The sequence below is a fragment of the Streptomyces sp. NPDC055955 genome (genome assembly GCF_042270245.1).
GTDB lineage: Bacteria > Actinomycetota > Actinomycetes > Streptomycetales > Streptomycetaceae > Streptomyces.
In genome coordinates this window covers 466,340-488,958 of the sequence record NZ_JBHJYS010000004.1, presented here as the reverse complement: position 1 = coordinate 488,958, position 22,619 = coordinate 466,340, and the positions used below count along the sequence as shown (strand labels likewise).

Annotated in this window: 21 protein-coding genes; 16 read left to right on the top strand and 5 right to left on the bottom strand. The window is 69.9% G+C overall.

Translation table 11 applies throughout. From position 1 onward, the window contains the following. Positions 1 to 55: 55 nt before the first annotated feature. Positions 56 to 361: a dsRBD fold-containing protein gene (locus tag ACFC96_RS10785; RefSeq protein ID WP_376611492.1), complete on the bottom strand. Its 306-nt coding sequence runs from the start codon at positions 359 to 361 to the stop codon at positions 56 to 58. A gap of 183 nt (positions 362 to 544) precedes the next feature. On the opposite strand from ACFC96_RS10785, the gene ACFC96_RS10780 reads away from it, so the two are divergent. From ACFC96_RS10780 to ACFC96_RS10725, 12 genes are all read left to right on the top strand, one after another. After that, entirely contained in the window at positions 545 to 718 is a 174-nt protein-coding gene (locus ACFC96_RS10780; RefSeq protein ID WP_376611490.1) for a hypothetical protein, read from the top strand. Positions 719 to 759: 41 nt separating this feature from the next. Then, complete coding sequence (locus ACFC96_RS10775) at positions 760 to 1,299, top strand: AAA family ATPase (RefSeq protein WP_376259474.1); 540 nt, start codon at positions 760 to 762, stop codon at positions 1,297 to 1,299. 591 nt (positions 1,300 to 1,890) lie between these two features. Next, on the top strand, positions 1,891 to 2,841 hold the full coding sequence (gene ltnD, locus ACFC96_RS10770; RefSeq protein WP_376611575.1) for an L-threonate dehydrogenase: 951 nt from the start codon (positions 1,891 to 1,893) through the stop codon (positions 2,839 to 2,841). A 1-nt stretch (position 2,842) separates the two neighbouring features. Beyond that, positions 2,843 to 4,135: a 3-oxo-tetronate kinase gene (gene otnK / locus ACFC96_RS10765; RefSeq protein ID WP_376611488.1), complete on the top strand. Its 1,293-nt coding sequence runs from the start codon at positions 2,843 to 2,845 to the stop codon at positions 4,133 to 4,135. Continuing rightward, complete coding sequence (locus ACFC96_RS10760) at positions 4,132 to 4,836, top strand: aldolase (RefSeq protein ID WP_376611486.1); 705 nt, start codon at positions 4,132 to 4,134, stop codon at positions 4,834 to 4,836. The genes otnK and ACFC96_RS10760 overlap by 4 nt, the downstream gene beginning before the upstream one ends. Before the next feature lie 72 nt (positions 4,837 to 4,908). Further along, positions 4,909 to 6,216 (top strand): MFS transporter, encoded by a 1,308-nt coding sequence (locus tag ACFC96_RS10755; protein WP_376611485.1) that lies wholly within the window; start codon positions 4,909 to 4,911, stop codon positions 6,214 to 6,216. A gap of 30 nt (positions 6,217 to 6,246) precedes the next feature. After that, a complete protein-coding gene (gene otnI / locus ACFC96_RS10750) occupies positions 6,247 to 7,041 on the top strand; it encodes a 2-oxo-tetronate isomerase (protein WP_376611483.1) in 795 nt (264 codons plus the stop codon). After that, positions 7,038 to 8,072, top strand: coding sequence for a D-erythronate dehydrogenase (denD, locus tag ACFC96_RS10745; protein WP_376259465.1), 1,035 nt, complete (start codon positions 7,038 to 7,040; stop codon positions 8,070 to 8,072). The genes otnI and denD overlap by 4 nt, the downstream gene beginning before the upstream one ends. Before the next feature lie 5 nt (positions 8,073 to 8,077). After that, a complete protein-coding gene (locus ACFC96_RS10740; protein ID WP_376259463.1) occupies positions 8,078 to 8,839 on the top strand; it encodes a FadR/GntR family transcriptional regulator in 762 nt (253 codons plus the stop codon). A gap of 1,019 nt (positions 8,840 to 9,858) precedes the next feature. Beyond that, positions 9,859 to 10,428, top strand: a complete 570-nt coding sequence (locus tag ACFC96_RS10735; protein ID WP_376259855.1) for a 2Fe-2S iron-sulfur cluster-binding protein — start codon at positions 9,859 to 9,861, stop codon at positions 10,426 to 10,428. Then, positions 10,425 to 11,408, top strand: coding sequence for an FAD binding domain-containing protein (locus ACFC96_RS10730; protein ID WP_376259461.1), 984 nt, complete (start codon positions 10,425 to 10,427; stop codon positions 11,406 to 11,408). The genes ACFC96_RS10735 and ACFC96_RS10730 overlap by 4 nt, the downstream gene beginning before the upstream one ends. 9 nt (positions 11,409 to 11,417) lie before the next feature. Further along, positions 11,418 to 13,646, top strand: a complete 2,229-nt coding sequence (locus ACFC96_RS10725) for a molybdopterin cofactor-binding domain-containing protein (protein WP_376611481.1) — start codon at positions 11,418 to 11,420, stop codon at positions 13,644 to 13,646. Between the two features lie 172 nt (positions 13,647 to 13,818). On the opposite strand, the gene ACFC96_RS10720 is transcribed toward ACFC96_RS10725, so the two are convergent. Beyond that, entirely contained in the window at positions 13,819 to 14,550 is a 732-nt protein-coding gene (locus tag ACFC96_RS10720) for a helix-turn-helix domain-containing protein (protein ID WP_340460127.1), read from the bottom strand. Positions 14,551 to 14,911: 361 nt separating this feature from the next. Between ACFC96_RS10720 and ACFC96_RS10715 the strand changes: the two genes are divergently transcribed. From ACFC96_RS10715 to ACFC96_RS10705, 3 genes are read left to right on the top strand one after another with little or no spacing between them, the layout of a single operon-like run. Continuing rightward, complete coding sequence (locus ACFC96_RS10715) at positions 14,912 to 15,583, top strand: DUF4097 family beta strand repeat-containing protein (RefSeq protein WP_376611479.1); 672 nt, start codon at positions 14,912 to 14,914, stop codon at positions 15,581 to 15,583. 29 nt (positions 15,584 to 15,612) lie between these two features. Next, the gene (locus tag ACFC96_RS10710) at positions 15,613 to 16,578 is read left to right on the top strand and encodes an ATP-binding cassette domain-containing protein (RefSeq protein ID WP_376611477.1); all 966 of its coding nucleotides are present in this window, start codon (positions 15,613 to 15,615) and stop codon (positions 16,576 to 16,578) included. After that, positions 16,575 to 17,366: an ABC transporter permease gene (locus ACFC96_RS10705; protein WP_376611475.1), complete on the top strand. Its 792-nt coding sequence runs from the start codon at positions 16,575 to 16,577 to the stop codon at positions 17,364 to 17,366. Before ACFC96_RS10710 ends, ACFC96_RS10705 begins: the two co-directional genes overlap by 4 nt. Positions 17,367 to 17,575: 209 nt before the next feature. Here the strand turns inward: ACFC96_RS10705 and ACFC96_RS10700 are convergent, their stop codons facing one another. Further along, on the bottom strand, positions 17,576 to 18,697 hold the full coding sequence (locus tag ACFC96_RS10700) for a lipid II:glycine glycyltransferase FemX (RefSeq protein ID WP_376611473.1): 1,122 nt from the start codon (positions 18,695 to 18,697) through the stop codon (positions 17,576 to 17,578). Between the two features lie 315 nt (positions 18,698 to 19,012). After that, positions 19,013 to 20,137 carry an FAD-dependent oxidoreductase gene (locus ACFC96_RS10695; protein WP_376611472.1) on the bottom strand — a complete coding sequence of 375 codons (1,125 nt, stop codon included), beginning with the start codon at positions 20,135 to 20,137 and terminating at the stop codon, positions 19,013 to 19,015. Between the two features lie 100 nt (positions 20,138 to 20,237). On the opposite strand from ACFC96_RS10695, the gene ACFC96_RS10690 reads away from it, so the two are divergent. Then, positions 20,238 to 20,891 carry a TetR/AcrR family transcriptional regulator C-terminal domain-containing protein gene (locus ACFC96_RS10690; protein WP_376261214.1) on the top strand — a complete coding sequence of 218 codons (654 nt, stop codon included), beginning with the start codon at positions 20,238 to 20,240 and terminating at the stop codon, positions 20,889 to 20,891. A gap of 232 nt (positions 20,892 to 21,123) precedes the next feature. Here the strand turns inward: ACFC96_RS10690 and ACFC96_RS10685 are convergent, their stop codons facing one another. Next, on the bottom strand, positions 21,124 to 22,566 hold the full coding sequence (locus tag ACFC96_RS10685) for a PQQ-binding-like beta-propeller repeat protein (protein WP_376611573.1): 1,443 nt from the start codon (positions 22,564 to 22,566) through the stop codon (positions 21,124 to 21,126). Positions 22,567 to 22,619 lie beyond the last annotated feature (53 nt).

Sequence of the window (22,619 nt, the reverse complement as noted above, 5' to 3'; positions counted from 1 at the left end):
CGACCTGCGACGTCCGGTTCTGGAGCGACGCGGGCCCGTGGTCTGTCGACGGCTCCTACGAGGCGTCGGTGTCCAGCCATCCCCTGTAGGGCCTGAGACCGTCCTTCGGGTTGGGCTCCGCTCCGACCGCGCGCATGTCCGAGTAGGCCGTGGCCTTCAGTTGCCCGGCCATGTTCTCCATGGCACGTGACACGGCGAGGTCGTCGCCGATCTCGGGAACGTCACTGTCCTCGGGGTTACGGCGGGCGTGGCCGTGCCCGGTGAGTCTGGCCGTCCCGGTATCGAGTTCCAGGCGCGCCTTGGTGGTGCGGTCCTCTTCGACCACGTAGAGATGGATCTTCCATTCGGCGGTGTGCGGCATGGCGAGCCTCCCAAGGTCACTCGAGGGTGTGGCCGACTGACCGGGGCGGGCGGCCGGACCAGCGCCGTTCCGAGGGCTTCCCCCCTCAGCTTCCCACCCCGCGGCGCCCGTGGCATTCCCCTCAGCGGGAAGCGGTGAGGCCGGCGCTGAGCTGGTGTGCCCCCGATCCTGGATCCGCCTGGGGTGACGGAAGCCCCCGGTGCCGGCGCCCCGGCTCCGGCGGGCAGCGACACATGCGCGGCCTTCGCCGACAAGGTCATCCGCCATCCACGCGGGCAGGCGGAAGGCCGCCGCGAAGCTCAGGGCAACGGGCGCTCGGCGGCCATCCCCGATGCACAACTCGACTGGCGCGACTGACCGCCCTCGCTCCCTTCTCCGCCCGCGCTAGCCTCGGCCTCATGATTGTTTGGCTCAACGGCACCCACGGCGCGGGCAAGACGACGACCAGTGCGCTCGTGCAGCAACTGCTCCCTGATTCACGGGTGTTCGACGCCGAGAAGGTCGGCGAGACACTTATGGACATCACACCGGCGCTGCCCGCGACCGACAACTTCCAGCACTGGCCACCGTGGCGGCAGCTCGTCGTCGAGACCGCCCGGCGCGTACTCGACTACACCGACGGCACGCTGGTGATGCCCATGACCGTCCTGGTCGAGGAGTACTGGCGCGAGATCAGCTCAGGCCTCGCCCAACATGCCATCCCGGTACGGCACTTCGTCCTCCATGCCGACCAGGACACCCTCCGCGGACGGATCGAAGGGGACACCGTCATGGGCCCCTCCCCATTCCGACTCGCCTACCTCGAGCCCTACGCCGAGGCGGCCCGCACATGGCTGCACAAGGAGGCCGAGGTCATCGACACGACCAGCCTCACCCCCGCCCAGGCCGCCCGGCAGGTCGCTGAGGCTGTGAGCGGAACACCTGATCGGATGCGCTAGAGCACGCGTCCGCGCCGCCGTCGAACTGCAGCTCCGAGGGCGGCGCGGACGCGTCGAGTGCCGGTCGCCCTCTTGCCCGGCAAGACCGGCAGAAGCCTGAGTGCCGGTCGCCCTCTTCCAGGACAACCCGGACCGAAGCGCACCGGGCGGAGCGGGACGCCGCTGGGAAGCAGCGCCGGGCACACCCTTACCGAGGCCGCGGAGTAGAGGGCGTACGTGGGCCCCGGCGACCCGCCAGACCCCCTCCCGGACTCCGATGGGCGCCGCGTTCGGTCTCGGCGGGCCGCTCCGGGTGCTCGCCCTCCTCGCCACCAGCGCCCGGCTCCCCGCCTCTCGATCCGACGCGGCCACCAGCACCTTCATGGCGCTCACCCCCACACGCGGCCGACCACGGAGGTCGGCCGCGCCACCGCCACCGCCACCGCCACCGCCACCGCCACCGCCACCGCCAGGAACGACACCTTGGATGTGACGGGCATCACTTTGTGCTCTATGACATCCGCAGGTCATCATATGACCCGATCGCTGCTCGTGACTGGAGCAGCGCAACGACACGTACCAGTCGACGAGTCAACGATGACGAGGGCGGACATGAACGACCAGGAGCGGCCGGCGCGGCCGCGTGTGGGCGTGGTGGGGCTCGGGGCCATGGGCCTCGGCATGGCCCGCAGCCTGCGCACCGCCGGATACGACGTAGGCGTCCACGACCTGAGGCCGGAGGTGGCCGCCGGGTTCGCCCGTGACGGCGGGACGGCGTTCACCTCCCCCGCCGAACTGGCGGCCGAGGTGGACGTCCTGATCGGCGTCGTGGTCAACGCGGCGCAGGTCGAGGCGGTCCTCTTCGGCGACGGCGGGGCTGCCGAGCGGCTGCGCCCCGGTTCCGTCTACGTCATGTGCTCCACGGTCGACCCGGACTGGTCCGCCGACCTGGAGGACCGTCTGAGCGCGTCGGGCGTGCTCTATCTGGACGCGCCCATCTCCGGCGGCGCCGTCCGCGCGGCCGCCGGTGAGCTGACGATGATGACGTCGGGCAGCGCCGCCGCGTACGCGGTCGCCGACCCGGTGCTCGAAGCCATGAGCGCCACCGTGTACCGTCTCGGCGACCACGCCGGTCTCGGCTCGAAGGTCAAGATCGTGAATCAGCTGCTCGCGGGCGTGCACATCGCCGCTGCGGCCGAGGCGATGGCTCTGGGGATCAAGGCCGGCGTTCCGGCCGAGGCGCTCTACGAGGTCATCACGCACAGCGCCGGTAACTCCTGGATGTTCGAGAACCGTATGGCCCATGTGCTGGCGGGCGACTACACGCCGCTGTCCGCCGTCGACATCTTCGTCAAGGACCTGGGGCTCGTCCTGGATTCGGCCCGGCCGCAGAAGTTCCCGCTGCCGCTGTCCGCCACCGCCCACCAGATGTTCCTGCAGGCGTCCGCCTCCGGGCTCGGCGGTGAGGACGACAGCGCGGTCATCAAGATCTTCCCCGGCATCGATCTGCCGCAGCCCCTGAACCAGCCCCTGCCGACCGACCAGCCCAAGAAGGAGGACTGACGTGAGCGTCCGCCTCGGGTGCATCGCCGACGACTTCACCGGCGCCACCGACCTGGCCAACAACCTGGTGCGCGCCGGCATGCGCGTGGTCCAGCTGATCGACGTACCGGGCGAGGGCACCGACCCCACGACTGATCCCGCCGCCGACGCGGACGCGGTGGTCATCGCTCTCAAGTCGCGTACGGTCCCGGCGGCCGAAGCCGTCGAGGCGTCCCTTCGTGCCCTTGAGTGGCTGCGCGCCGCGGGCGCCGAACAGATCTACTTCAAGTACTGCTCCACCTTCGACTCGACGCCGGCCGGCAACATCGGCCAGGTCACCGAGGCCCTGATGGACGCGCTCGGCACCGACTTCACCGTCGCGACGCCCGCGTTCCCCGACAACGGGCGCACCGTCTTCAAGGGGCACCTGTTCGTCGGCGACGTCCTGCTCGGCGAGTCCGGCATGCGCCACCACCCGCTCACGCCGATGACCGACTCCAATCTGGTGTCCGTGCTCGACGCCCAGACGACGCGGCCCGTCGGCCTCATCGACCACAAGGTGGTGGCACAAGGCGCCGACGCGGTCCGGGCCCGGATCGCGCAGCTGCGGGACCAGGGGGTCGGCGCCGCGATCGTCGACGCCGTGTCCAATGACGATCTCGTACGGCTCGGTGCGGCGGTCAAGGAGCTGCCTCTGGTGACCGCCGGCTCCGGTCTGGCGATCGGGCTGCCCGCGAACTGGGGTTTCGAACCGTCCTCGGACGCCGCCCAGCTGCCGCCCGCCTCCGGCCGGCAGGCCGTCGTCGCCGGTTCGGTGTCCGCCGCCACGAACGGCCAGGTACGGGAGTTCCTCAGCACCGGCCGCCCCGCGTTCAGCGTCGACCCCCTGCGGATCGCGGCCGGCGAGGACGTCGCCGCCGAGGCGCTCGCCTTCGCCGACAAGCACCTCGCCGACGGGCCCGTGCTCGTCTACTCGACCGAGTCGCCGGACGCGGTCCGCTCGGTGCAGGGGCAGCTCGGCGCCGCAGAGGCGGGTGCGTTGGTGGAGCAGACACTCGCCCGCGTCGCCCAGGGACTCATCCAGCGCGGCGTACGGCAGCTCGTGGTCGCGGGCGGCGAGACCTCCGGCGCGGTCGTGCAGGCGCTCGGCCTCACCGGCCTGCGCATCGGCGGGCAGATCGACCCGGGTGTGCCGTGGTGCGCGGCGCCGCTGCCCGACGGCGACACCCTTCACATCACGCTCAAGTCGGGCAACTTCGGCGGCCCTGAGTTCTTCACCACAGCCTTCACCCTCCTGACCGGGGAGTCCCAGTGACACAGGACATCGAGACCCAGGCCCGCAGGACAGAGGACACCGACACGGCCGCCGACAGCGCACGCGCCGAGATCGTCCGCGTCGGCACCACCCTGTTCGCCCGCGGCTACGTCCACGCCAGCGCCGGCAACATCAGCGCGAAGCTCGACGACGGCCACCTCATCACGCCGACCGATGCGGCCCTCGGCTTCCTCGACGCTGGCCGGCTCGCCCAGGTCGACGGCGCCGGTGAGCGGATCGCGGGCGACCGTGCCAGCAAGACGCTCACGCTGCACCGGCGCATCTACGCGGCCGACCCCGCCGCCCGGTTCGTCATCCACACCCACTCCACACACCTGGTCGCGCTGACGCTGGCCGGCGTGTGGCGGCAGGACGACGTGCTCCCGCCCCTCACCCCGTACTACGTGATGAAGGTGGGCCACGTCCCGCTGATCCCCTACCACCGGCCCGGTGACCCGCGCGTCGCCGACCTGGTCGCCGAACGGATCACCTCCCGTGCGGCGAACGGCACTCCTGTCCGGGCGGTGCTGCTCGACCGGCTCGGCCCCGTCGTCTGGGGCCCCGACGCCGCGTCCGCGCTGGCCGTACTCGAAGAGCTGGAGGAGACCGCGCGCCTGTGGCTGACGACCGGCCGCAGGCCCGAGCCCCTGGCCGACGACGCCATCGCCGAACTGAGGACCGCTTTCGGCGCCTCCTGGTAGAACCCCGCTTTCGCTCCCGCTCCCGTCCCCATCCGCTCGAGAACCACTGAGCCGCACAAGGAAGTGCCCCTCATGTCGACGACCGTGACAACGGCCGAAACCCCTGAGCTCGCCCGCGAGAACGCCGTGTTCCGCAAGGTCATCCGGCGCATCGTCCCCTTCCTGATCCTGTGTTACGTCGTCTCGTACCTGGACCGGGTCAACGTCGGCTTCGCCAAGCTGCAGATGTCCCAGGACCTCGGCTTCAGCGAGGCGGCGTACGGCCTCGGCGCCGGCCTGTTCTTCATCGGCTACTTCCTGTTCGAAGTCCCCTCGAACCTGATGCTGCAGAAGGTCGGCGCCCGCACCTGGATCGCCCGGATCATGATCACCTGGGGCGTGGTCTCGGCGTTGTTCGTCTTCGTCCACAACGAGGCGACGTTCTACGTGCTCCGGTTCCTGCTCGGCGCCGCCGAGGCCGGTTTCTACCCGGGCGTCATCCTCTACTGCACGTACTGGTTCCCCTCCGCGCGGCGGGCCCGGGTGATCGCGATGTTCATGTCGGCCATCCCCGTGGCGGGCATCTTCGGCAACCCGCTCTCGGGCTGGATCATGGACGTCTTCGAAGGCACCGGCGGCTGGAACGGCTGGCAGTGGCTGTTCCTCATCGAGGCGCTGCCCGCCATCGCGGTGGGCGTGATGACGCTGTTCTACCTGGACAACGGTGTGCGCGACGCGAAGTGGCTGAACGACGACGAGAAGACCGTGATCGAGCGCGCACTCGCGAAGGACACCAAGCACCACGGCGAGCACGGCAAGACGTGGGACGCGTTCCGCGACCCCAAGGTGTGGCTGATGTGCCTCATCTACTTCTTCTTCGTGATGGGCCAGTACGCGCTCACCTTCTGGATGCCCACCTTCGTCGAGTCCACCGGCATCAAGGGCGGCTTCGCGATCGGCGCGCTGAGCGCCGTGCCGTACCTGGCTGCGCTCATCGCGATGAACCTCTTCGGCCGCTCCGCCGACAAGCGGCGCGAACGCCGCTGGCACCTGGTCATCCCGAGCCTGATGGGCGCCGTGGGCTTCTCGCTGGCCGCGAGCTGGACCGGGTCGACCGCCCTGTCCCTCGTCGCGCTCTCGATCGCCGCCGCGGGCGTGCTGACCTGCGCACCGCTGTTCTGGTCGCTGCCGACCGCCTTCCTCAGCGGCACGGCGGCCGCCGCCGGACTCGCCGTCATCAACTCGGTGGGCAACCTGGCCGGCTTCGTCAGCCCGTACATGATCGGCTCGCTCAAGGACGCCACCGACTCGACGGCGATCCCGATGTACGTCCTGGCGCTGGGCCTGGTCATCGGCGCCGCGGCCGTCCTCGCCACCAAGAAGAGCGTCGTCAACCGCTGACCGAGCCTGCCTCACACCTACGGAGTCACCATGCCGAGGTTCGCCGCGAACCTGTCCACCCTGTATCCCGAACACGACTTCCTCGACCGCTTCGCAGCGGCCGCTGCGGACGGCTTCGAGGCCGTCGAGTACCTCTTCCCGTATGCGTACGAGGCGGCCGAACTGCGGCGCCGTCTCGACGCGCACGGCCTGCGGCAGGTGCTGTTCAACGCGCCGCCCGGAGACTGGGACGCGGGTGAGCGCGGGATCGCGGCGCTGCCCGGACGCGAGGCGGAGGTGCGCGAGGGCGTCGACCGCGCCCTGGAGTACGCCGCCGCGCTCGACTGCCCGCGCGTGCACATGATGGCCGGCCTGGTACCGCAGAACACCGACCCGGCGCCGTACCGCGCGACATACCTGTCGAACCTCGCCCACGCCGCGGAACGGGCGGCGACCGCCGGCGTCGACATCCTGATCGAGCCGATCAACGGCCGCGACATGCCGGGCTACTTCCTGAACCGGCAGGCCGACGCCCACACGATCGTGAAGGAGGTGGGCGCCCCCAATCTGAAGGTCCAACTCGATCTGTACCACTGCCAGATCGTCGAGGGCGACCTCACCGCGACCCTCCGCCGCGACCTGCCCACCGGTCGCGTCGCCCACCTCCAGATCGCCGGCGTACCCGACCGTCACGAGCCCGATGCCGGGGAGCTGAACCTCCGTCATCTCATGTCCGTCGTCGACGAGCTGGGCTTCGACGGCTGGATCGGCTGCGAGTACTTCCCCAAGGCCGGCACGAGCGAGGGTCTCGGCTGGCGTCACACGTTCCAAGGAGACAACGCATGAGGATCGTCATCACGGGTGGCTTCGGCTTCCTGGGCCGTCAGGTCGCACAGGCACTGCTGGAGCAGCGCACGTTCGACGGCGCCCCCCTCACCCGCCTCGTGCTCGCCGACCTCTTCGTACCGCAGGACTCGCCGCTGGCCGCCGACCCGCTCGTGGACGTGGTCCAGGGCCAGGTGACCGAACGTCTCGGCGAGCTGTTCGCGCAGCCCGTGGACGTGGTCATCCACCTCGCGGCCGCCGTCTCCGCCGAGTGCGAGGTGGACTTCGACCTCGGTATGGGCGCCAACCTGGACACGACCCGCGCCCTCCTCGAGGCCGCGCGCGCCCAGTCGGCCGCCGGCGGTCCTAAGGTACGGGTGGTCTTCGCCAGCAGCGTCGCCGTCTACGGCTCGGACGCCGCGCTGCCCCTGCCGGAGGTCGTCAGCGAGTCGACGCTGCCCACGCCCCAGTCCAGCTACGGCGTCCAGAAGCGGATCTGCGAGCAGCTGATCGCCGAGTACACCCGCCGCGGCTTCCTCGACGGCCGCGTCACCCGCCTGATGACGGTCTCGGTGCGCCCCGGCAAGCCGAACGCGGCGGCCTCCGGCTTCCTGTCCGGCATCGTTCGCGAGCCGCTGGCCGGCCTCGAGGCGACCTGCCCGGTCAGCCCGGACCTGCGGGTCGCCCTCGCCTCCCCGCGCCGCACGGTCGAGGGCATCCTGCGCGTGGCCCAGGCCGAGCGCGGCGAGGGCCCCGGGCAGCTGTCCGGCAGCCTCCCGGTCAACCTCCCGGCCCTCACGGTCACGGTGTCCGAGATCCTCGACACGCTGCGTCAGGTCGCCGGGGACGCCGTCGCCGACCTGGTGAAGGTCGCCCCGGACCCGGCCGTCGAGGCCATCGTCGGCTCCTGGCCGGCCGCCTTCGACAACGCCCGCGCCGCCCGGCTCGGCCTTGAGCCCGACGCGGACTTCGCAGCCGTGGTGCGCCAGTACGTCGCCGATCACGCGCAGGCGGTCACCGCCCCGGCGGCCGAGCCCACGCCGATAGACTGACCACCATGTTTACCAAGGTGGACGGGCCCGTCCGACTCGCGGACCGCGTCGCCGCGATGCTCGCGGACGAGATCGAGTCCGGACGGCTGACCACGGGCGACAAACTGCCGACCGAGGTGGAACTGGTCAAGCAGCTCGGTGTCAGCCGCACCGTCGTGCGCGAGGCCGTGTCCCGGCTGAGCAACGCGGGCCTGGTCGAGCCGCGCCAGGGGCGGGGCGTCTTCGTCCTGCCCCGGCGCACCCGGCCGCTCGACCTCGAGGGCGACACCACCGACACGGCCGACACCAAGGCCAAGGTGCTGCAGATCGTCGAGGTCCGCCGCGCCATGGAGGGCGAGGCGGCCGAACTCGCCGCCACCCGCGCCACCGCCGCCGACCACGCCCGGATGCGGCAGGCCCTGGACGCGATCGACGCGGCGGTCGCGGCGGGCGGCGACGGCGCGGACGAGGACCTGGCCTTCCACCGCTCCATCGCGGAGTCGACCGGCAACGCGGTCATGGTCTCCACCGTCCGCTACCTCGGCGAGGTCTCCCGCGGCGGCATCCGCGTCACCCGCGCCAACGAGGCCCGCCGGGACGACTTCTTCGACGCAGTCCGCGAGGAACACCACGCCATCCTGGCCGCCATCGAGCAGGGCAACGCCAAGGCGGCCCGCACGGCCGCCCGCCGCCACCTCAAGCACGCGGCGGCCCGGCTCCAAAAGGCAGGCCCAGAGTTCTGGGACTCGACACAGGACCTGGACGTGGAACTCGACGCGGCCGAGTGATCCCCTTCAAGTCCCGCCGCGCGAGCGGCGGTTCGCGGAGGGCACTCGGTCGATCCGGGTAGCGAGCGCCTAACGCGTGCGGATGACGGGGCAACCCGTACGGCATCATTGCCGCCCGTCCACCAGAGTTGGTGCTGCCGGTACCCTCCCTGGCCCGCCACAAGCGGGCCGGCATCCAGGGCGCGCGAAGCGGGGACCGGAAGGCTTGGGTGACGCTCGGCCCGGTCCAGCGCATATCCGGGTGGCCGGTGCCGGCAGGCCGGCGACCCATGCATTCCCTCAAGGGCCTGTCGTCACATTCCCGTCGTCCGCCCGAGGGGCGGGCCCGGCGGCGTCTGGTGCGTGCGATCGCAAGGCGCCGGAGAGTCCTTGTAGCGGAGCTACCAGGGCTTTTCGGCAACGCCGCATGGGGGTCCCCCCCTGCTCGACCAAAGCCGAGAGCTAGGGGGAGTGCGTGCCAGACGCCGCCGGGCAGACGGGAATTTGACGACAGGCCCTAGGGCGCATCCGTCGAGGCCGTCGGGCGATCACCGCTCCGCCCGACGACCACCGGTCCGCCCGACCGGCGTTCCCCTGGCTCTGTCGGCAGCCATGCGGACACTCCGCGCCCACGTACCAGAGGCAGCGGTACTCGGCGCCGCGACACCGGGACGCGATTCCTCCCCTGCATGAACGCGGGGCACCCGCACAGGAAGCCCTCCCTTGGATCTCACACCGCCTCCAGTCGGTACACCCCTCCCCGCCGGTGAGCAATCCCGGGATGGCGAACTCCGGCACATCCCGGTCACTGCCTGACGGCAGCCGCTCATCCTGGCCACCCGCGTCGGTTCTCGGGGTGGCTGCGCGGGATGCGCGCCAGGCTGGCGCCCAGAAGCGCCCGGCCGAGTGAGGTGGGCGCGGTTCGGTGCCCTCCGGCGAGCGGGGTACCGGTTTTTGCGAGACCTTGAGGAGGAGGGCGCCCCACAGTGGCGACGCGTGTCCAGGGTGACACTCACACCCAGCGAGAAAGGCGAGCCACGGTGAGCGATTCCGATACGGGTGCCGGGGGGCGGAGCCAGGGCGAGACGGCCCAGCTCTCGACGATCGAGTTGAACGTCAACGATCAGGTGCGACGGCTCGAGGTGGATCCACGGACCTCGCTGCTCGACGCGCTGCGCGAGCACCTGCGCCTGAGCGGGACCAAGAAGGGGTGCGACCACGGGCAGTGCGGCGCCTGCACCGTGCTGGTCAACGGCCGGCGTGTCAACTCCTGTCTGGCGCTCGCCGTGATGCATGAGGACGACGAGATCGTGACGATCGAAGGCCTGGGTGATCCCGACGGCCTGCACCCGATGCAACGCGCCTTCGTCGAGCGTGACGGCTTCCAGTGCGGCTACTGCACTCCTGGCCAGATCTGCTCGGCCGTCGGCATGCTCGCCGAGGTGGAGGCGGGCTGGCCCAGCCACGCCACCGCTGACGTGGCCGCGCCGCGAATCGCGTTGACCGATGAGGAGATCCGCGAGCGGATGAGCGGCAACATCTGTCGATGCGCCGCCTATCCGAACATCGTCGCGGCCATCCGTGGCATCGCGGAAGGAAGCCCGGAATGAGGTCCTTCACGTACGAACGAGCCACGGACGCACAGGCCGCCGTCGCCGCGGTGTCCCGCACAGGCGCGAAGTTCATCAGCGGCGGCACCAACCTCCTCGACCTGATGAAGCTCGACATCGAGAGGCCCAGCCATCTGGTCGACATCAGTCGGCTCCCCTTGCGGGCCATCGAGGAACTCCCGGACGGCGGACTGCGTATCGGGGCCCAAGCGGCGAATTCCGATGTGGCCGCCGATACCCGGGTGCGTACCCGCTATCCGATGCTGGCGGAGGCACTGGTGGCCGGCGCCTCGGGCCAGCTGCGCAACAAGGCGTCCACCGGGGGAAATCTGTTGCAGCGCACTCGCTGCCCCTACTTCTACGACACCGCCGCGGGCTGCAACAAACGGGATCCGGGTTCCGGCTGCTCGGCGATCGGCGGGTTCAACCGGATTCACGCCGTTCTCGGTGCCAGCGATTCCTGTATCGCCACCCACCCCTCGGACATGGCCGTCGCGATGACCGCGCTGGAGGCGGAGATCGAGCTGCTCGACGCCGACGGATCGGTACGCCGCGTCGCCATCGCGGACTTCTACCGGCTGCCGGGCGAAACACCGCACATCGAGACCGTGCTGCGTCCTGGCGAGATGATCACGAGCGTGCTCCTTCCCCCGCCCCCGTCGGGCCGGCAGATCTACCGCAAGGTGCGAGACCGGGCGTCGTACGAGTTCGCGCTGGTCTCGGTGGCGGCTGTCGTCTCGACCGACCAGGGAGCGATCAGCGAGGCGCGGGTGGCCTTCGGCGCTGTGGCGCACAAGCCCTGGCGCTCCGTGGAGGCCGAGGCCGCGTTGGCCGGCCGTCCCGCCACGATGGCCACCTATCGCGCCGCCGCCGAGACCGCGATGCGCGACGCCGTGGGACAGGGAGACAACGACTTCAAGATCGAGCTGGCCCGGCGCACGCTGTGCCGCACGCTGGCGCAAGCGGCTCAGGCGAGCTGAGGAGACGAGATGATCGGGCAAGCTCTGAACCGCGTGGACGGCCCGTTGAAGGTCGCCGGCCGGGCCACCTACACCTACGAGCAGTGGGGAGCCGGCCAGCCTCTCTACGGGTTCATCGTCGGCGCGACGATCGGCAAGGGCCGCATCACCCGGATCGACACCGAGAACGCCGAACGCGCACCCGGCGTACAGATGGTGATGACCCATCACAACGCCCCCGCGCAGGGTGCCCGTGATGAGTCCATTCAGTTCGAATACTGGCGCGCCCAGCCGGTGCTGACCGGCCCCGATATCCACTACTACGGCGAGCCGGTGGCACTCGTCGTCGCCACGACCCTCGAACAGGCCCGAGCGGCGGCCGATCTGGTCGAGGTCGAGTACACCAGCGGGCGGGGACGTTTCAACTTCGCCGAGCAGGAAGACGAGGTGTACATCCCGAAGGTGGTCAACGCCGGTCTCCCCACCGACACCGCGGTCGGCGATTTCGATGCCGGGTTCGACAGCGCGGCGGTCAAGGTCGACCAGCAATACACGACGCCGTACGAGTTCTCGATGCCGATGGAACCGCACGCGTGTCTGGTGGAACCGCGCGACGAGGACCTGGTCGTGTACGTCAGCTGCCAGATCGTCGACGCGGCGCGGGCCTCGGTCGCCGCCACCCTCCGGATCGACCCGGAGCGGGTGCACGTCGTCACCCCCTTCGTCGGCGGTGGATTCGGCTCCAAGCTGGGCATCCATTCCGAGGCGATCCTGGCGGCGCTCGCGGCTCGCGAGTTGCGCCAACCGGTGAAGATCGCGATGACCAGGCAGCAGATCTTCCAGCTCGTCGGCAACCGTGCCACAACCAGGCAGCGGGTTCGACTGGGCGCGGAGCCGGACGGACAACTGACCGCGATCGCCCACGACGTCACCATGCACACCAATCCCGACGTGGAGTACGCCGAGCAGACCGCCGCCACGACCCGCAGTCTCTACGCCGCGCCCCACCGGTCGACCACCCACCGGCTGGCACCGCTCGACCTGCCGCCCGGGACGGACGTACGCGCGCCGGGCGAGGCGCCGGGCATGCTGGCGGTCGAGTCGGCGATGGACGAGCTGGCCCATGCGATCGGGATGGACCCCGTCGAGATGCGGATCCTCAACGAGCCCACCGTCGATCCCGAGCGGGACGTGCCGTACAGCGACCGGCACCTGGTCGACTGCCTGCGCGAAGGCGCGCGACGGTTCGGCTGGGAGCACCGACCCGCCACCCCGGCGAGCGCGCGCGACGGGCGCTGGTTGGTCGGCTACGGCATGTCGGCCGCGATCCGCGGCCACTTCCAGGGGCCGACGGCGGTGCGCGTGCGGTTGGAGGCCGACGGCACCGCCGTCGTCCAGTCGGACATGACCGACCTCGGCACGGGCACGTACACCGTCCTGACCCAGGTCGCGGCCGACGGGCTCGGACTGCCGCCCGAGCGGGTGCGGATCGAGCTGGGGCGTTCCGATTTTCCCACCAGCTGGGGGTCCGGCGGCTCGTGGGGCGCGGCCAGTTCGAGCAATGCGGTGCATGGTGCGTGCATGGCCCTGCGCGAGCAGCTCCTGGCAGCGGCGCGCGGCGACACGCGCTCGCCGCTGCACGGCCTGGACTCGGCGGACGCCGTGTTCTCCGACGGCACCGTGGCGGTCGGCGGCGCGTCCGAAGCACTGAGCGAGATCGTCGCACGCAACCGTCCGGAAGGGTTCGAAGCGCAGGGCGGAACCCGCTTCATGGGCGATGATCCGAACTACACGAACTACTCGATCAACACCTACGGGGCCCATTTCGCTGAAGTGGGGGTCGACGCGGACACCGCCGAGATCCGTCTGCGGCGGATGCTCGGCGTGTTCTCGGTGGGCCGCGTGCTCAACGCCAAGACGGCTCGCTCGCAGCTGATCGGCGGCATGATCTGGGGAGCCGGCGCGGCCCTCGAAGAAGAGGCCGTGGTGGACATGCGATCCGGCGCCTTCGTCAACCGGGACTTCGCGCAGTACCTGGTGCCGGTCCACGCCGACGTCCCTGACGTCGACGCGGTCGTCCTCGACGGGTACGACGACAAGGCCAATGCCCTGGGCGCGAAGGGCGTCGGCGAGCTGGGCATCTGCGGGGCCGGTGCGTCGATCGCGAACGCGGTGTTCAACGCCACCGGCGTGCGCGTGCGTGACTTCCCCATCACCATCGAGAAGGTGCTCCCCGGTCTGCCCCTGATGGACAGCTGAATCGGGGTCAGCGGTGCCGGATCGTCAACCAGTGGGCGTGAGCGTTGCGGAAGACGATGTCATCCACGCAGCCGACGAGCCGGCCGATGCCATGACCCGGTGAGCGAGGAGGCTCACCGGGCCGACGGCCGAGATCGGACCGAACAGCAGCAGGCGCACGCCCGGCCCCCGGTCAGGTGGCGCCGTCCTTCGGCGGTTCGGATTGGGTGTGGAGGATGTCGCGGGCCTGTTCCGCCGCGCGGGCAATGCTCTCGGAGACGAAATCGAGGAAACGGGCGATGTTCTCCAGACGGTTCGCCGCCGGTGTGCCTGACCCGAGAACACCGACACCCTGCCGCGCGATGTCGACCATGTGGGCGGTGGCACGGGCCGACGCCATCATCGACTGGTACATGATGTCGTTGTCCACGACGTAGCGCTCACGGCGGCGCTCGTCGCGCTCACGGCGGATCATGCCCTGACTCTCCAAGAACGCGACCGCCTTGGAGATCGACGCAGGGCTGACCTGCAGACGCTGGACGAGTTCGGCGGCGGTGAGACTGCCCGTGTCCGTGAGGGTGAGGCAGGACATCACCCTCGCCATCATCTTCGGCGTGCCGGACTGTATGAGGACCGTCGTAAACGTCTCCTCGTACGCAAGCACCGCCTGGGCATCCCGCCCATAAGCCTGCGCGGGGGTGGCCGCGTCCCGGGGCGTGGCCTGTTTGCGGCGCGCCCGTTGTTCCGTGGCCCGGTGCGCGAGGTCCGCACGATAAGCGGTCGGGCCACCGTTACGCATCACCTCACGCGTGATCGTCGACGTCGGACGCTCCAGGTTTCTGGCGATCTCGGCATAGGCGAGGCCGTCGGCCAGCCCCAGCGAGATCTGCTGGCGTTCCTGCTGGGTGAGTCTGCCTCCCGGCATTAGCTCCCCTTCTCCCTCTCCATAGCGGCCCCTGCACCGGCTTCCCCGGCACCCGCGCGCGGGCATCGACGACCGGCGCACGTGCCCGGCCCCCGGGCCCGTGTCCGGCGCCGGGGCGCGGCTTCCGACGTCCGGTGTCGGGTGTCCGCATCCGGGTTCCGACGGGTCGACTATAGCGTTCACTTCCATTTCATTGCAACGACCCGGGATGAAGTCCGTTGCATTAGAGTCCAGATCATTGCAATGAAATCCCTGCAACTACCTGCATTTATAGGGTTCTTGAGCAAGAAACCTGTTGCCCACTCGATGAATGCAACGTAGCGTTTCACCCATCAGAAACAACGAACCGAAGGAGCGCACCATGCAGAAGTTCGACACCCCCTCCCCCGTCGCCGCCGTCCTCGACATCCCCGCGGGCCGCATCCAGTTCATCGCCGCCGACCGCGCCGACACCACCGTCGAGATCCTGCCCGCCGACAAGTCCCAGAGCCGCGACGTGAAGGCCGCCGAACAGACCACAGCCGCCTACAGCGACGGCGTCCTGCGCATCGAGGCGGCCACCCCGAAGAACCGGATCCTCGGCCACTCCGGCTCCGTCGAGGTGACCGTCCAACTGCCCGCAGGCTCCCGCGTCGAGGCGAAGGCCGCCAGCGCCGAACTCCGCGGCGTCGGACGCCTCGGCGACGTCACCTTCGAAGCCGCGGAGGCCTCGGTCAAGCTCGACGAGACCGCGAGCGCCCGCCTCACCCTCCAGGCCGGCGACGTGCTCGTCGGCCGCCTGACCGGCTCCGCACACATCAGCACCCAAAAGGGCGCCCTGAACATCGCCGAAGCCCAGGGCGGCACGGTCGAACTGCGCACCGCGTACGGCGACATCACCATCGGCGCCGCCTCCGGCACCTCCGCCACCCTCGACGCCGGCACCGCCTACGGCCGCATCCACAACACACTCCAGAACACCGCGGGCGCTACCGCCGGCCTCACCATCCAGGCGACCACCTCCTACGGCGACATCACCGCCCGCAGCCTCTGACCACCCGTAGTCTCTGAGGAGCAGTCACCATGACCAACCTGGCCATCGCGGCGAACGGGCTGCACAAGTCCTACGGCGACAAGACCGTTCTCGACGGCATCGACCTCGCTGTCCCGCAAGGAACCGTCTTCGCCCTGCTCGGCCCGAACGGCGCGGGCAAAACCACCGCCGTCAAGATCCTCTCCACCCTCATCTCCCCCGGCCCCGCCTCCGGCGAGATCCGCGTCGGCGGGCACGACCTCGCCTCCCAGGCACAGGCGGTGCGCGGCGCGATCGGTGTCACCGGGCAGTTCTCCGCCGTCGACGGCCTGATCACCGGCGAGGAGAACATGCTCCTCATGGCAGACCTGCACCACCTGCCCAAGCGTGAGGGCCGGCGCGTCGCCACCGAACTCCTCGCGCGCTTCGACCTCACCGACGCCGCGAAGAAGCCCGCCTCCACCTACTCGGGCGGCATGAAACGCCGCCTCGACATCGCCATGACGCTGGTCGGCAACCCCCGGATCATCTTCCTCGACGAACCCACCACCGGCCTCGACCCCCGCGCCCGCCACAACATGTGGGGCATCATCCGCGAACTGGTCGCCGACGGCGTCACCGTCTTCCTCACCACGCAGTACCTCGACGAGGCCGACGAACTCGCCGACCGCATCGCCGTGCTCCACGACGGCAGGATCGCCGCCGAGGGCAGCGCCGAGGAACTCAAGCGACTCATCCCCGGCGGACACATCCGGCTCCGCTTCACCGACCCCGACGCCCACCAGTCCGCCGCCCTCACCCTGCACGAGGCCCACCGCGACGACGAGGCCCTCACCCTGCAGATCCCCAGCGACGGCAGCCAGCGCGCACTGCGCTCCCTCCTCGACCGCCTGGACTCCGCCGGCATCGAGGCCGACGAACTGACCGTGCACACACCCGACCTCGACGACGTGTTCTTCGCCCTCACCACCACCGTGCCGGCCCAGCCCAACCAGCCCAAGGAGGAAGCCCGATGAGCTCCCTGTCCCTCGCCGTGCGCGACTCGTCCACGATGCTGCGCCGCAACCTCCTGCACGCTCGGCGCTACCCCTCGCTCACCCTGAACCTGCTGCTCACCCCGATCATGCTGCTGCTGCTCTTCGTCTACATCTTCGGCGACGTGATGAGCGCCGGCATCAGCGGCGGCGGCGCCGACCGCTCCGTCTACATCGCCTACATCGTCCCCGGCCTTCTCCTGATGACGATCGGCTCCACCACCATCGGAACCGCCGTCTCCGTCTCCAACGACATGACCGAAGGCATCATCGCCCGCTTCCGCACCATGGCCATCCACCGCGGCTCCGTCCTCATCGGACACGTCATCGGCAGCGTCCTTCAATGCATCGCCAGCGTTGTCCTCGTCGGCGCTGTAGCCGTCGCCATCGGCTTCAGGTCCACGAACGCCACCGTCCTGGAGTGGATCGCCGCCTTCGGGCTCCTTGTCCTGTTCGCGATGGCGCTCACCTGGATCGCGGTCGGCATGGGCCTGGTGAGCCCCAACGCCGAAGCCGCCAGCAACAACGCGATGCCCCTCATCCTGCTCCCCCTGCTGTCCAGCGCCTTCATCCCCACCGACACCATGCCCGGCTGGTTCCAGCCCATCGCCGAGTACCAGCCCTTCACCCCCGCCATCGAGACCCTCCGCGGCCTCCTCCTCGGCAGCGAGATCGGCAACAACGGCTGGCTGACCATCGCCTGGAGCCTCGGCCTCACCGTCCTCGGGTACCACTGGTCCAAGGCAAGGTTCGACGACGACCCGAAGTAGCCCGCATGACCAGGCGAACCACCACGCACACGTCCCGCACCACCTCGTGGCGGCGCACCCGACCTCACGTCGGAGTACGCCGCCACGCCCCGTATCTGCTCAACGCAGGTCGAACCCATACGCCACTTCCCCGCACGCGACCGGCAGTTGGACTCAGAAACAGCCGGAGCCGATCGGGGCCGGGGATCCGGGGTCGGCATACGGCGAAGTCAGCGGCGGGACATGTAGAGGTTGAATGCCTTGTGCAGAACCTTGTTGAGTGGGAAGTCCCATTCCCCAAGGTATTCAACGGCCTGTCCGCCGGTGCCGACCTTGAACCGAAGCAGGCCGAGGTGGTGGTCGCCCTCCTCCAGCGTGTCGGTGATGCCACGGAAGTCATAGATGCCGGCGCCGAGTTCGTAGGCATCGGACATCATGCGCCACTGGATGGCGTTGTTGGGCTGGACCTCACGCTTACGGCTGGTGGAGGCCCCGTAGGAGTACCAGACGTGCTCGCCGACGATCAGCATCGTGGCGGCCGCGAGTACCTCTCCCTCGTGGTGGGCGAGGTAGAGGCGCATGCGATTGTCGTCCTCGGCCTGCAACGCGGTCCACATACGCTGGAAGTAGGCCAGCGGGCGCGGGATGAACCGGTCCCGTTCGGCCGTCTCGACGTAGATCGCGTGGAAGGCGGGCAGGTCTTCGTAGCCGCCCTGGACCACTTTGACGCCGGCCTTCTCTGCCTTTCTGATGTTGCGTCGCCACTGCTGGCTGAGATCGCCCTGGATTTCTTCCAGCGACCGTCCCTTGAAAGGGACTTGGAACACGTAGCGCGGCTGGCCTGCGGCGAAGCCGTCCTCACCGTCGGACTCCGTCTGCTGCCAGCCCATTCCGCGCAGCCGGTCCGCCAGGTCGAAGGCCTGCGGGTCGTGCATGGTGGCCTGCACATCCCGCAACTTGGTGGCCTGCGGGTCAGCGATCGCGGCCTTGACCGCCTCGGCGCTCCAGCGGCGCTGCACCACGGGCGGCCCCATTTTCACGGAGAAGACGCCCTGTGCTTTCAAGTACGCGAGCATCGGCCGAAGCCACTGGTCCAGGCCCTCCACCGTCCAGTCGATGGCAGGGCCCTCAGGCAGGTAGGCGAAGTACTTCTTCACCTTCGGCAAGGGACGGAGCAGCGCCAGTCCGGCGCCGACGAGGGTGCCGCCTTCGTCGAACCAGCCCAGGCTCTCCCCCCGCCAGTCCGGCTTCACGTCCGCCCAGGCCGGAACCTGCATGTGGCTCACTGACGGCTGGGCTGCGACGAAAGCCAGATGTTCGTCACGGGTGATCGCCTTCAGGCGATAGCTCATGCGCAGCGCTCCTCTGTTCGACGCGCCACTCTGCTGAGGCACGTTGCACGAACCCAGGCCTCACAGAATGTCACCGATCACGGAATATCGCACAGGCTCTCAACGCGCTGTCGGCGTAAGGGCGCCGCCAAAGAGAGTCCAGTGACTACGCGAAGTGACGACAAGCCGCGAGCGAACGTCCGTATCCGCCGGTGAGGCGGCATCGCGTCTTTCAGGGTCGGGGCCACTCGACCCCGACGGCGATCCGAACAGTTGCGGGTGTCTGTAGAGGGCAGGGTGCGCGCGTTTCGGTCTCGATCGACTGCACCGGCGTCCTCACTCTGCGGGTGCCGGTTCGGCGGCCCGGGGCGTGAAGAAACGGACGATGTCCTCCGCCGCGGTGGGAGACAGCATCATCGCCTGAACTCGTGCGGACATTTCGGCGATCGAGTGAATCCTGGCGAACATCGCCTCTTCGTACTCCTGGATCGCCGCATCCGGGTCGGCGGGATTCGCGGCCAGTCGGCCCGCGAGTTCGGCGGCGTCGAGCATGGCCTGGTTGGCGCCCTCGCCGACCGGCGGCATGAGGTGCGCGGCGTCGCCGATGAGAGTGACGCCCTGCCGGCTGGACCAGCGCGTGCCCAGGGGCATCGCTTCGATCAGGCGCGGCACCGGCGCGCTGTCGCCGGCCTCGATGAGTGCCGTGAGGCGTGGGTCCCAGCCCCCGAACATGTCCAGCAGAGCGCGCTTGCCGCGGTAGGTGTCGATGGGGCGATCGGCTGCGCGCAGCGAGATCCCGACACGCAGGCTGCCGTCGCTGAGGCGTTGCGCTGCCAGGATCTGATTCACGCCGACGCACCACAGGTTCCCGGGGCCGACCAGCTCGGCGAGGTGGGGATGGCGCCGGTCGACGTCTTCGATGTTCAGCTCTACGAGGGTGGCCACATAGGAAAGTTGGACATCGGCCAGCAGCGACCGGACGATCGAGCGGGCGCCGTCCGCGCCGATGAGGAGGTCGCAGTCGGTTCGGCGGCCACCGTGGAACGTCAGCTCCCAGCCCCCGCCAGATCGCGGGGACGCCGCGGCAAGCCGGTGCCGCCAGACAACCATGTCGCCGGGGAGGGAATCGAGCAGCAGATCACGCAGCGCCCTCCGGTCGATCTCGGGACGTCCGGAGAACGAGCCGGGTTGCGGCTCATGGTGGACCAGGCTCCGTCCGGACGGGTCGACGATGCGATGCTCCTCGCCCTCGGGCCGCGCCTTTGACCGGAACCGGCCGGCGAGACCCGCCTCGGCCAGGGCCCGTTGCCCGGACTCCGGGTGCAGGTCGAGCGAGCCGCCCTGTGGCCGCTCGGATCGGCTTGCCTCGCGCTCGTACACCACCGCATCGATCCCGTGCTGATGCAGGATTCGTGCCAGCGTGAGCCCGCCGAGGCCGCCACCTGCGATCGCGATACGCATTCTCACTCCCTTACCGTACACTGTATTGATGGATACACCGTACGGTAACGAAACGTTGCCCGTTTGGGAACGGCCCGAACCTCAGCCGCGAGCGGCGCCGGTGTCGTTGAGCCGCGAGAAGATCGCCGCAGCGGCGATCCGGCTTGCCGACGCGCACGGCCTGGACGGCCTGTCGGTTCGCAAGATCGCAAAAGAACTCGGCGTCGGTCCCATGAGGCTCTACGACTACGTCATCAACAGATCCGAACTGCTCGATCTGATGGTCGACGTCATCTACGCCCGGATCGCCGAGGTCGGCCGGCACTCCGCGTGGCGCGCCACGGTACTGGCCATCGCCCACGCGACCCGCGAGGCCGCCCTTGATCATGAATGGTTCTCCGACCTGCTCGGCGGACGGCCGCACTTGGGACCTCACGCGCTCGCCGTGGGCGAAGCGACCGCGGCGGCGCTGAGCCAGGCCCCCGGCGTGCGCGGCATCGACGATCTCCAACGGACTCTGGGCGCGCTCAACTCGTTCATCATCGGAGCGATCCGCAGAGAGGTCACCGAGCGACGCACCACCCGTTCCACGGGCACCGACGAAGCCGGCTTCCAGGCAAGCCTCGGCCCCTACCTCACCCGCATGTTGGACACCGGCAGGTACCCCACCGTCGCCCGGCTCGTCATCGACGGCGCCCACCTCAACGCAGAGGAAACCTTCCACCACAACCTGACCACCGTCCTGGACGGCATCACCAGCGGACCCCGCACGTGACCTACCACTCGGCGGCCGGCTGGAAGCCGATGACGCGTACGCGCGGCCATTGGCACCGGGTGAGATCACCGTGAGCGAGGCATCGACAGTCAACGCCCCGGGACCAGAAGTCCCGGGCGTGCACAACGGGCCCAAGTGGCCGTGGCGTTGGTGGCCGCTTCTCGGCGCGTGATCACGTCGCTCGGCGCACGATTTCCCGTGGACCGGAACCCGGTCAGCGAATTGGGGAAGGTCAGGAGCCGACTCTGAGGAGGGGCGGCGTGATGCCGGTCCCGTCGGCGTTGACGAGGATCCAGCCGTCGTCGCGGCCAGGCACAAGTTGGGCGGTCTCGGCGACGTCGTCCGCGCCGTCGCGGATCAGCGGCCCCTTGCCGAGGTGTCCGGTGCGCGGGTCGAGGGAGCTGTTCCGCCCGCCCGCGAGGACGGCGAGCCTGTTCCCGGTCAGCCGGGTGAGGGCCGTGATCGGCCCGCCCGCCCCGGCGTGCCACAGACGCCCTCCGCCGCCGAGCCTGTAACCGGACACCGCGCCGGGGACGTCCTCGCCCGGCTTCGTCACCGCGGTCACCAGAACGTCTCCGACGACCACGGCGCGGAGCGCGGGCCGGGCGTCGAAGCCCCGTCCGGCGTCCACGGCCACGCGCAGGTCCTCCTCGCGCTCCGAGACCTTCACCGACCCGCGCAGGCGGTCCCGGTCGTCGAAGGAGAGCACAGCGTCGGTGCCGCGGTCGTCCTTCTCCTTGAGCCAGAGCGTGAACGGCCGGGCGGAGAGAACCATGGCCGCCTCCCAGTGGCTCTCCGCCGGCAGCGCGGTACGGCGTACGTGGGTGCCGGTCGCGGTGTCGAGCGAGACCAGTTCCAGCGAGCGGAACGCGGAGCCGCTCATGCACTCGACAACCACCCGGGTACGGCCCGCCGCGGCCGAGGCGACGACCGGCGAGCAGCCGTCGCCGAGGTCCAGTTGCCAACGCGGGACGCCCGCGCGCAGGGCGAAGCCCCGTACGGCAGTGTCCTCCAGGGCGACGGCGACACCGCTGTCGGCGGCGACCCTGCCGTCCGTGGGCGGCCCGAACCCGGCGCCGCCCGTGATCTTCCGCTCCCAGAGCCTGCGGCCGCTCGCGGTGTCCACGCCCCACACCGTGTTGCACGGCTCGTCCTCGCGGCCGAAGGCGATCACACCGATGCCGTCGACCACTGTGTCGCTCATCGCGCACGCCGACTCGCGCACCGGCGCGTCCATGCTCCAGCGCTCATGCCCATCGGCGAGGTCGTAGCTGGTCAGACCGTCGGTGCGGGCGCGGACGACTGCGCCGTCCAGAGCCCAGTTGCCCACGCCCTTCACGGTGCCCGGCCGGTCGACCGGCGCCTGCCAGGCCCGGTCGAGGACAGGGCCGCGCATCCACGCGTACGCCTGCCATCCCGGCCAGAGGGCGAGGATCACGCCCGTCACGACGAGCACGGCGGGCAGGGCCTTGCCGGGCCGGACCTTGGTCAGCTCGGCAACCCGCCAGCTGACCAGGCCCGTACCCGCGAAGGTGCAGAGGAACGCCAGCAGGATGGTGGGGGTGGTGCCTTCGGGGCAGGGGCTGAAACGGCCGCCGCACGCGTTGCCCGGTATCGAGGTCCAGCCGAACCAGTGGAAGGCCAGGGCGAGTCCGGCGACCAGGCCGGCCACCACGACGAGCAAGGCCCTCCCCCACACAGGTCCCGATGTTCTGCGCGCAGGCCTGC

Coding starts and splice junctions, on each gene's coding strand:
- ACFC96_RS10785 (WP_376611492.1), bottom strand. CDS start 361: ATGCCGCACACCGCCGAATGGAAGATCCATCTCTACGTGGTCGAAGAG.
- ACFC96_RS10775 (WP_376259474.1), top strand. CDS start 760: ATGATTGTTTGGCTCAACGGCACCCACGGCGCGGGCAAGACGACGACC.
- ltnD (WP_376611575.1), top strand. CDS start 1,891: ATGAACGACCAGGAGCGGCCGGCGCGGCCGCGTGTGGGCGTGGTGGGG.
- ACFC96_RS10755 (WP_376611485.1), top strand. CDS start 4,909: ATGTCGACGACCGTGACAACGGCCGAAACCCCTGAGCTCGCCCGCGAG.
- otnI (WP_376611483.1), top strand. CDS start 6,247: ATGCCGAGGTTCGCCGCGAACCTGTCCACCCTGTATCCCGAACACGAC.
- denD (WP_376259465.1), top strand. CDS start 7,038: ATGAGGATCGTCATCACGGGTGGCTTCGGCTTCCTGGGCCGTCAGGTC.
- ACFC96_RS10740 (WP_376259463.1), top strand. CDS start 8,078: ATGTTTACCAAGGTGGACGGGCCCGTCCGACTCGCGGACCGCGTCGCC.
- ACFC96_RS10730 (WP_376259461.1), top strand. CDS start 10,425: ATGAGGTCCTTCACGTACGAACGAGCCACGGACGCACAGGCCGCCGTC.
- ACFC96_RS10725 (WP_376611481.1), top strand. CDS start 11,418: ATGATCGGGCAAGCTCTGAACCGCGTGGACGGCCCGTTGAAGGTCGCC.
- ACFC96_RS10720 (WP_340460127.1), bottom strand. CDS start 14,550: ATGCCGGGAGGCAGACTCACCCAGCAGGAACGCCAGCAGATCTCGCTG.
- ACFC96_RS10715 (WP_376611479.1), top strand. CDS start 14,912: ATGCAGAAGTTCGACACCCCCTCCCCCGTCGCCGCCGTCCTCGACATC.
- ACFC96_RS10710 (WP_376611477.1), top strand. CDS start 15,613: ATGACCAACCTGGCCATCGCGGCGAACGGGCTGCACAAGTCCTACGGC.
- ACFC96_RS10705 (WP_376611475.1), top strand. CDS start 16,575: ATGAGCTCCCTGTCCCTCGCCGTGCGCGACTCGTCCACGATGCTGCGC.
- ACFC96_RS10700 (WP_376611473.1), bottom strand. CDS start 18,697: ATGAGCTATCGCCTGAAGGCGATCACCCGTGACGAACATCTGGCTTTC.
- ACFC96_RS10695 (WP_376611472.1), bottom strand. CDS start 20,137: ATGCGTATCGCGATCGCAGGTGGCGGCCTCGGCGGGCTCACGCTGGCA.